This is a genomic window from Sphingomonas bacterium (genome assembly GCF_903644055.1).
Taxonomy (GTDB): domain Bacteria; phylum Pseudomonadota; class Alphaproteobacteria; order Sphingomonadales; family Sphingomonadaceae; genus Sphingomonas_I.
Genome location: NZ_CAHJXD010000069.1, coordinates 1 through 7,315, shown reverse-complemented (window position 1 = coordinate 7,315; position 7,315 = coordinate 1). Strand labels below are relative to the sequence as shown.

Genomic DNA, 7,315 nt, shown 5'->3' with positions numbered 1-7,315 from the left:
ATGCAGCTCGTCTGGCGGCACCCGCTGGCGGCGGTCGCGGGGCGCGCGCTGGCGCCGCCGGGCGCGGTGTTCGCGGGCATCTGCCTCGCGTCGGGCTCGATCTGGGGACGGCCGACCTGGGGCACCTGGTGGGAATGGGATGGGCGACTGACCTCGATGCTGATCCTGTTCTTTCTCTATCTGGCCTATATCGCGCTCGCCAACGCGGCGGGGCGCGGGCAGGGCGGGCAGCGGATCACCGCGCTGTTCGGGCTGATCGGTGCGGTCAACCTCCCCGTCATCCATTTCTCCGTGCTGTGGTGGCGCACCTTGCATCAGGGCCAGAGTATCGGGCTTTCAGGGACGACGATCGACCGCAGCCTGCTCTGGCCGCTGCCGCTGGCGTTCCTGGGATTCACTCTGCTGTTCACCAGCATCGTGCTGATGCGGATGCGCGCGCTGCTGGCCGATGCCAGGGTCGAGGCACGGTTGCGGCGGATGGCGGCGGGATGACGGGAGGGTGGAGCTTCGTGCTGGCGGCCTATGCGGTGGCGGTGCTGGGCACGCTCGCGCTCGTCGCCTGGAGCTTCGCCGCGCTGCGCCGCGCCGAGCGGAGGGCGGACGCGCTCCGCGAACGATAGATGAAGGCCAAGAACCAACGGCTCACGCTGGCCCTGCTGGCGGTGGCGGCGATCGTCGCGGCGGCGCTGCTCGCGATGTCGGCGCTCAAGGATCAGGCCTCCTATTTCTACACGCCGGGCGATGCGGTGCGCGATCATCTGCCGCCGGGGCGCGCGGTGCGGCTGGGCGGGATGGTGACGCGCGGATCGCTCGCGCGGCTGCCCGATGGCGTCACGATCCGTTTCCTCGTCACCGATGGCCGGGCGAGCGTGGCGGTACGCTACAGCGGCATCGTCCCCGCGCTGTTCCGTGAGGGATCGGGGGTCGTCGCCGACGGGCGTTTCGACGGTACGGGCCTGTTCGTCGCCGACCAGATCCTCGCCAAGCATGACGAGCGCTACATGCCGCCGCAGGTCGCGGGCGCGATGCACAAATCGGCCAGCCTGAAATGATCGCCGAAGCGGGCCTCGCCGCGCTTTGGCTGGGCGCGGCCCTGTGCGCGCTGCAACTGGTGCTGGCCGTTTCTGTCCTAAATCCGTCATCCCAGCGAAAGCTGGGATCTCGTGAGGCAAGCGCGAACTCTATATCCGGAGATCCCAGCCTGCGCCGGGATGACCAAACTGGGGGTGGGTTCGAAAGCCTTCTCCGCCCCGTTGCCGTCGCGCAGGCGATCCTCACCGCGATCGCCTTCGCCTGCCTGATCGCCGTCTTCGTCGAGGTCGACCTTTCGGTCCGCCTCGTCGCCGACAATGACAGCGCGGCGCGGCCCTTGCTCTATCGCTTCGCGGGCGCGTGGGGGAATCACGAGGGATCGATGCTGATGTGGGTGTCGATCCTCGCGCTCGGCGGCGCGGCGGTGGCGCTGCTCGAGCGGCGCCTGCCCGAGCGGACGCTGATCGCGACCCTGGGCGGGCAGGCGGTGATCGCGCTCGGCTTCTATGCCTTCCTGCTGTTCGCCTCCAACCCGTTCGCGCGGCTCGATCCGGCGGCGGCGGCGGGGCAGGGGCTCAACCCCTTGCTCCAGGACCCCGGCCTGGCCTTCCATCCGCCGACGCTGTACCTCGGCTATGTCGGGCTCTCGATCGCCTTCTCCTTCGCGATCGGCGCCCTGGTGACGCGCGACGTCGGCCCGGCCTTCGCGCGCGCGATGCGACCGTGGGTGCTGGGGGCATGGGTGTTCCTGACGCTGGGGATCACCGCCGGTAGCTATTGGGCCTATTACGAGCTCGGCTGGGGCGGCTGGTGGTTCTGGGATCCGGTCGAGAATGCCTCGCTGATGCCGTGGCTGGCGGCGACCGCCTTGCTCCATTCGGTGACCGTGCTCGCGACGCGCGACGGGCTGCGCGCCTGGACGGTGATGCTGGCGGTGGTCGCCTTCTCGATGAGCATGGTCGGCACCTTCCTCGTGCGCTCGGGCATATTGACGAGCGTCCATGCCTTCGCGGTCGATCCCCGGCGCGGCAGCTTCCTGCTGATGCTACTTCTGCTCTACATCGGCGGCGCGCTGGCGCTGTTCGCGGTTCGGATCGGCACGGTGCGCGAAGGCTCGCGCTTCGACGTCGTCAGCCGCGAGGGCGCGCTGGTCATCAACAATCTCCTGCTCTCGGTGATCCTCGGGATCGTGTTGATCGGCACGCTCTATCCGCTGGTGATGGACGCGATGGGAGAGAAACTCTCGGTCGGCCCGCCATATTTCAACGCGACCGCCGGGCCGCTGGCGCTGGTGCTGATGATCGCACTCGCGGCGGGGCCGATGATGCGCTGGCGGCGCGAGCAGCTCGGGCTGATCGCGCGCCGCCTGGCTCTTCCGGCGGCACTGCTCCTGCTCGTGCTGATCGGGGCCTATCGGCTTCATCCGGCGATCGGCCTGTTGCCGTTGCTCGGGCTCGCGGTGGCGGCGGGGGTGGGGCTTGCGAGCCTCCTGCCGCTCTACGGGCGTAACCTTCGGCGTACTCCTTTGCACCTTTGGGGCATGGTCATCGCGCATTTTGGTATCGCGGTCAGCCTGTTCGGAATGGCGAGCGAAAGCGCCTTCACGCAGGAACGCCTCGTCGCCGCACGGATCGGCGATACCGTCGCGATCGGCCCCTACCGCGTCACCCTCAGCGATATCAGCCCCGATTTCGGCCCCGGCTGGACCGCGCTCGACGCCACGCTCACCGTCCGCCGCGGCACCTCAGCCACCTTCGCCCTCCACCCCCAGGCCCGCACCTATTGGGCGCCGCCGACCCAGACCAACGAGACCGCGATCCAAACGATGCTCGATGGCCAGCTCTATACCGTCCTCGGCCAGTCGGCCGGCGAGGGGCGCTGGCAGCTCCGCCTGTGGTGGAAGCCCTTCGTCACCTTTATCTGGGGCGGCGGGGCACTCGTCGCGATCGGCGGCGCGCTGGCGTTGCTGGGCCGCGTCGGGCGCGAACGGCGCGCCGACCGGCGCAAGGCGGAGGCCTGGGCATGACGGGGCAGGCGAAGCTCTGGCTGCCGCTGGCGATCTTCATCGGCCTGGCGAGCGCGTTCGTCCTCGGTCTCCGCAAGCCAGACGATCACAGCATCGCCTCGCACATGATCGGCGTGCGGGTGCCCGCCTTCGCGCTGCCCGCGACCGATGCGGCGATATCCGGCCTGTCGAGCGGCGATCTCGCGACGGGCAAGCCGCATCTTGTCAATTTTTTCGCGAGCTGGTGCGTGCCCTGCGCGGCGGAGGCGCCGCAATTGCGCGCGCTGGCGGCGAGGGGGGCGCCGATCGTCGGAATCGCGCTGCGCGATCGGCCCGAGGACGTCGCCCGCTATATCGGGCGGTACGGCAATCCCTATCAGCGGATCGGGCTGGATCAGGACAGCCGCATCCAGATCGATTTCGGCAGCTCGGGCGTTCCGGAGACGTTCGTGGTCGACGGCAAGGGCGTGATCCGCTTCCAGAAGATCGGTCCGATCGCCGACGATGACATCGGCGCGGTCGTCGCCGCGCTGAAGGCGGCGGCATGAGATCCGCCGTTCTCGCGACGCTGATCGCTTCGTTCTTCACGGCGACCCTGTGGGCCGACAGCAATATGCCGGCGGCGCCGCTCGCCAATGTCCAGCTCCCCGATCCCGCGCAGGAAGCCAGGGCCAAGGCGTTGATGGAGACGCTGCGCTGTCTCGTCTGCCAGGGCCAGTCGATCGCCGACAGCGACGCCGAACTGGCCGGCGATATGCGCAGCCTCGTCCGCCAACGCATCGCCACCGGCGAGCAGCCGGAGGCGATCCGTGCCTGGCTGATCGCGCGTTACGGCCAATGGGTGAGTTACAAGCCCCCCGTCGATCGCACGACATGGCCGCTCTGGATCGCGCCTTTGGCGCTCGTCGCGGTGGGCGGCACCTTGGCGGCCGGGCAGTTGCGGCGGAAACGCTGATGGGCTGGCTGATCTTCGGCCTGCTCGCGGTGGGGCTGCTCGTCTTGTTACGGCTGGTGGCGGGGCGCCATCGCGGGCTGTCGATGCTGGTCGGCGCGGTGGTCGCCATCGCCGCGGCGGGCTACGAGTGGCAGGGCCATCCGTCATTGGCCGGGCATCCGGCGGCCGACATCGCCGCTTCTCCGCCAAGCGAAACCGTCTTCGCCGATGAGCGCGGACGATGGATGGATCGGCTCGGCGTCGATGCGCAGGTGCTCGATACCGCCGATGCCTTCATCCGCAACGGCGATCCGGCCTATGCGATCGGCATCCTGCGCGGCGCGATCTCACGCACCCCCAAGAGCGCCATGCTCTGGATGGGGCTCGGCAACGCCCTGGTTCACTATGCCGATGGCGCGGTCACGCCGCCGGCGGTCTATGCCTTCGAACATGCGGCGATGCTGAGCCCTGCCGATCCGGCGCCCGAATATTTCCTGGGGCTGGCCGAGGCGCTCTCCGGTGATCTGGATGGGGCGACACAGCGCTGGCGGCGTCTTGTCAACGATCCCCGCAGAGGTGATGCGTGGCGCCCCGATCTCGCGAAGAAGCTGATGCTTCTAGAATCATTACGTTCTACTGGTGGAAAAAGCGCGCCTTAACCAGGATCAATAGATTTTGTTACCAGTCGCTACCATGGACATGAAGCCCGAGGCCACGGGGGATCGATGGCTTAGGGAGCTTGCGGGGCTGATCCTAAACGATGACTGATGAGGTATTGGGCGGCGTAACTTCATCGCTGCTGACCAAATTGCGGCGGTCGGACCGGATCACCGAGGAAGAGGCCGACAGCCTCGATCGCGCGATAAGCGACGTGGAAAGCTATGCGCCGCGCTCCATCATATGCCGCGCGCACGTCGATCAAGATGTCAGCAAGCTGCTCGTGGAAGGGTTTGTTTCGCGCCAGTGCACCTTGGTCGATGGGCGGCGCCAGATCCTGGCGATCCACGTTCCCGGCGACTTCGTCGATCTGCACGCCTTCGTGCTGAAATATCTCGATCATGACGTGGTTGCGCTGTCTCCGGCCAAACTCGCGATCGCACCGCATCAGGCGTTGCGCAAAGTGACCGATGAGGAGCCGCATCTGGCGCGCATGCTGTGGTTCTCGACCGCGGTGGATGCCGCGATCCACCGGGAGTGGATCGCCTCGCTCGGCCGATCCGCGATGGCGCGCGTCGCGCATCTGTTTTGCGAGCTGCGCGCGCGGCTGGAGGTGGTCGGGCTCGCCGATCGATCCGGCTATGCGCTGCCGCTGACCCAGGTCGATCTCGCCGATGCGACCTCGCTCACGCCGGTGCACGTAAACCGGACGCTGCGGCAGATGCGCGAGGCGGGGCTGCTGGATTTTCGGAGCGGTCGTGTCGAAATCGGCGATCTGGTAGGCCTGATCCGCATCGCGGCGTTCGATCCGCGCTATCTATATTTCGATCGCATCGCGCGCTGATCATATGCTTAGCGCCTCTCCTGTTGCCGTTGGACCTTCGTCACCCCGGCCTTGAGCCGGGGTCCCGCTGCCTACCAACGCTGAGGAAGAAGCGGGACCCCGGCACAAGGCCGGGGTGACGTTCAGCTTGAACAGGACAGCCTCTGGAGCCAGTTCGCGCACGAATATGGTCCTCAAAGGGGATGCGGCATCGCGTAGCGACGACGGAGGGTGTCGCCCTCTCCATGGCGGGATACTCTCCGTCCGCCTTCATCAGCTACCTCCCCTTACAGGAGAGGATCGTCTCGGCATAGATGAGGCGATCAATGACTGGTGCCGTTCAAGTCTTCGCTGTCGAGTTCCGCGCATTCGGCGGCCGATCGCCAGCTTATTCCTCCCTCATTCTGAGATGCGTTGAAACAGGTGATCATCTGTTCCCGCAAGTCTCCGATTTGCTTGTTGGCGTGCCAGGCCTTTTCGAACTTGATGAAAGCGATCTGCTCGCCACGAAGGCAGTCGGTATATTGGGCGTTGTCGCTATATATCCATCGGCAGAACGGCGATTCGTAGGAAGGGGCATCGATCGCCAGCGACGCATCCACCCTTTGTATCCTGGCGTGCGCCATCTGCGCATAGCGATAGACGTAGAGGGCAACCGCCAGCGCGACCGAAATCGACAGGATACCGCCGATCACCCGGCGCCAGGTTTTGAACGCATCGCTGCGAACATATTTCTCGAGGGCCTTGAGCTTCTTTTCGACCGCCTGGATCCGGCGATCGAGCTCCATGAAATCCATCATCGGCGCGGCCGAAAAAATAGGGGCGAGCTTTCGCCCGCCCCCGTTTCATCCCCACCGTGCAAAGGCTCAGCCGTTTGCAAGAACCATCGAGCGACGCCGCGCCAGAGCACCCATCATGCCAAAGCCGAGGATCATCATCCCCCAGCTTGCCGGCTCCGGAACCGCGACCACCGCCGTGGAATCGTCGTACGTATAGAAGATCTTGAAGCTTCCCGTGCCGGTTGTAACCTGGGAACTGGACGTGTTGCCGCCCGTATTGGATTGCACGGTCGAGGTGAACGTCTTGCCGGTGACCGAAGAATTTCCGCCACCCGAAACCGCGAAATAGGCCAGATCGGCAGCCGTCGTATCGCTTACGAAGTCGTTTACCTGCGTCGTGGAATTGCTGTTGCCGCTGGTGGAGCCGCCAGCCCCCAAGGTGTAATTGACCTTCTGGCCCAACGCTTCGAGCTGTGGAAGCAAGGAGATAAACACGGCGTTTTGATTGGCATCGGCCGCGAGCAGATCGAATGTCGAATCGGTCCGGGCATATCCCGTCGACGAAGAGCCGGCATTGTTGGTGATGTTCACGGTCGATGTGATCCCGTAGGAATCATAGACGTTGATCGACTTCAGCGTGCCGAGATTGCTGTCGAACAACGCGAACGTCTGAATTTGCGTGAAATCCGTCGGCCCGCCGAAGTTGATCGTCTGTGTCGCAGTCGTGATGATCGCGGCGCTCGCGGGAGCGACCGTCAACCCGAGCGCCAATGCGCCGGCAATGCCGATGAAAGATTTTCTCACGGACAAATCCCCAAGTAGATGTCGCAGGCCGAAAAACCGGTACGGAAGGTTTACTGCCAGAAAAGATACGGAATCGCAACGTAAAAGAGGGTTAAGAATGTAAAACAACATTAACGGATGCGCGAAAATTGGGGTTTTTGCTGCATGTGCCCGCCGTTGCAGCGCCGGAAAGCAGAGCTCGATCGCACTGGTCGATGATCGTGCTGGAGCGGGCGAAGGGATTCGAACCCTCGACCCCGACCTTGGCAAGGTCGTGCTCTACCCCTGAGCTACGCCCGCTC

General features: G+C 65.4%; 10 protein-coding genes and 1 tRNA gene. 8 read left to right on the top strand and 3 right to left on the bottom strand.

Annotation, left to right across the window (positions count from 1 at the left end):
- From ccsA to HUU94_RS02895, 8 genes are all read left to right on the top strand, one after another.
- Positions 1-492, top strand: a 492-nt coding sequence (gene ccsA, locus HUU94_RS02925; protein ID WP_174273624.1) for a cytochrome c biogenesis protein CcsA, incomplete at its 5' end; no start/stop codon positions are given.
- On the top strand, positions 489-620 hold the full coding sequence (locus HUU94_RS12900) for a hypothetical protein (RefSeq protein WP_302480175.1): 132 nt from the start codon (positions 489-491) through the stop codon (positions 618-620). The genes ccsA and HUU94_RS12900, both read left to right, overlap by 4 nt.
- Positions 621-1,052: a cytochrome c maturation protein CcmE gene (gene ccmE / locus HUU94_RS02920; protein ID WP_174273623.1), complete on the top strand. Its 432-nt coding sequence runs from the start codon at positions 621-623 to the stop codon at positions 1,050-1,052. It abuts the gene before it with no gap.
- On the top strand, positions 1,049-3,058 hold the full coding sequence (locus HUU94_RS02915; RefSeq protein WP_174273622.1) for a heme lyase CcmF/NrfE family subunit: 2,010 nt from the start codon (positions 1,049-1,051) through the stop codon (positions 3,056-3,058). The genes ccmE and HUU94_RS02915 overlap by 4 nt, the downstream gene beginning before the upstream one ends.
- Positions 3,055-3,585 (top strand): DsbE family thiol:disulfide interchange protein, encoded by a 531-nt coding sequence (locus tag HUU94_RS02910; RefSeq protein WP_174273621.1) that lies wholly within the window; start codon positions 3,055-3,057, stop codon positions 3,583-3,585. Before HUU94_RS02915 ends, HUU94_RS02910 begins: the two co-directional genes overlap by 4 nt.
- Positions 3,582-3,992, top strand: a complete 411-nt coding sequence (locus HUU94_RS02905) for a cytochrome c-type biogenesis protein (RefSeq protein WP_174273620.1) — start codon at positions 3,582-3,584, stop codon at positions 3,990-3,992. Before HUU94_RS02910 ends, HUU94_RS02905 begins: the two co-directional genes overlap by 4 nt.
- The gene (locus HUU94_RS02900) at positions 3,992-4,630 is read left to right on the top strand and encodes a tetratricopeptide repeat protein (RefSeq protein ID WP_174273619.1); all 639 of its coding nucleotides are present in this window, start codon (positions 3,992-3,994) and stop codon (positions 4,628-4,630) included. The genes HUU94_RS02905 and HUU94_RS02900 overlap by 1 nt, the downstream gene beginning before the upstream one ends.
- A 101-nt stretch (positions 4,631-4,731) precedes the next feature.
- A complete protein-coding gene (locus tag HUU94_RS02895) occupies positions 4,732-5,472 on the top strand; it encodes a Crp/Fnr family transcriptional regulator (RefSeq protein ID WP_174273618.1) in 741 nt (246 codons plus the stop codon).
- 302 nt (positions 5,473-5,774) lie between these two features.
- Here the strand turns inward: HUU94_RS02895 and HUU94_RS02890 are convergent, their stop codons facing one another.
- The 3 genes from HUU94_RS02890 to HUU94_RS02880 form a co-directional block, all read right to left on the bottom strand.
- Positions 5,775-6,251, bottom strand: a complete 477-nt coding sequence (locus HUU94_RS02890; protein ID WP_174273617.1) for a hypothetical protein — start codon at positions 6,249-6,251, stop codon at positions 5,775-5,777.
- 66 nt (positions 6,252-6,317) lie between these two features.
- On the bottom strand, positions 6,318-7,034 hold the full coding sequence (locus HUU94_RS12750) for a PEPxxWA-CTERM sorting domain-containing protein (RefSeq protein ID WP_174273616.1): 717 nt from the start codon (positions 7,032-7,034) through the stop codon (positions 6,318-6,320).
- Between the two features lie 204 nt (positions 7,035-7,238).
- Positions 7,239-7,313: transfer RNA gene (locus HUU94_RS02880), tRNA-Gly, on the bottom strand.
- Between the last annotated feature and the right edge of the window lie 2 nt (positions 7,314-7,315).

What these genes read in the sequence shown, in the direction of transcription:
- HUU94_RS12900 (WP_302480175.1), top strand. Translation starts at nt 489, where the DNA reads ATGACGGGAGGGTGGAGCTTCGTGCTGGCGGCCTATGCGGTGGCGGTG.
- ccmE (WP_174273623.1), top strand. Translation starts at nt 621, where the DNA reads ATGAAGGCCAAGAACCAACGGCTCACGCTGGCCCTGCTGGCGGTGGCG.
- HUU94_RS02915 (WP_174273622.1), top strand. Translation starts at nt 1,049, where the DNA reads ATGATCGCCGAAGCGGGCCTCGCCGCGCTTTGGCTGGGCGCGGCCCTG.
- HUU94_RS02910 (WP_174273621.1), top strand. Translation starts at nt 3,055, where the DNA reads ATGACGGGGCAGGCGAAGCTCTGGCTGCCGCTGGCGATCTTCATCGGC.
- HUU94_RS02905 (WP_174273620.1), top strand. Translation starts at nt 3,582, where the DNA reads ATGAGATCCGCCGTTCTCGCGACGCTGATCGCTTCGTTCTTCACGGCG.
- HUU94_RS02900 (WP_174273619.1), top strand. Translation starts at nt 3,992, where the DNA reads ATGGGCTGGCTGATCTTCGGCCTGCTCGCGGTGGGGCTGCTCGTCTTG.
- HUU94_RS02895 (WP_174273618.1), top strand. Translation starts at nt 4,732, where the DNA reads ATGACTGATGAGGTATTGGGCGGCGTAACTTCATCGCTGCTGACCAAA.
- HUU94_RS02890 (WP_174273617.1), bottom strand. Translation starts at nt 6,251, where the DNA reads ATGATGGATTTCATGGAGCTCGATCGCCGGATCCAGGCGGTCGAAAAG.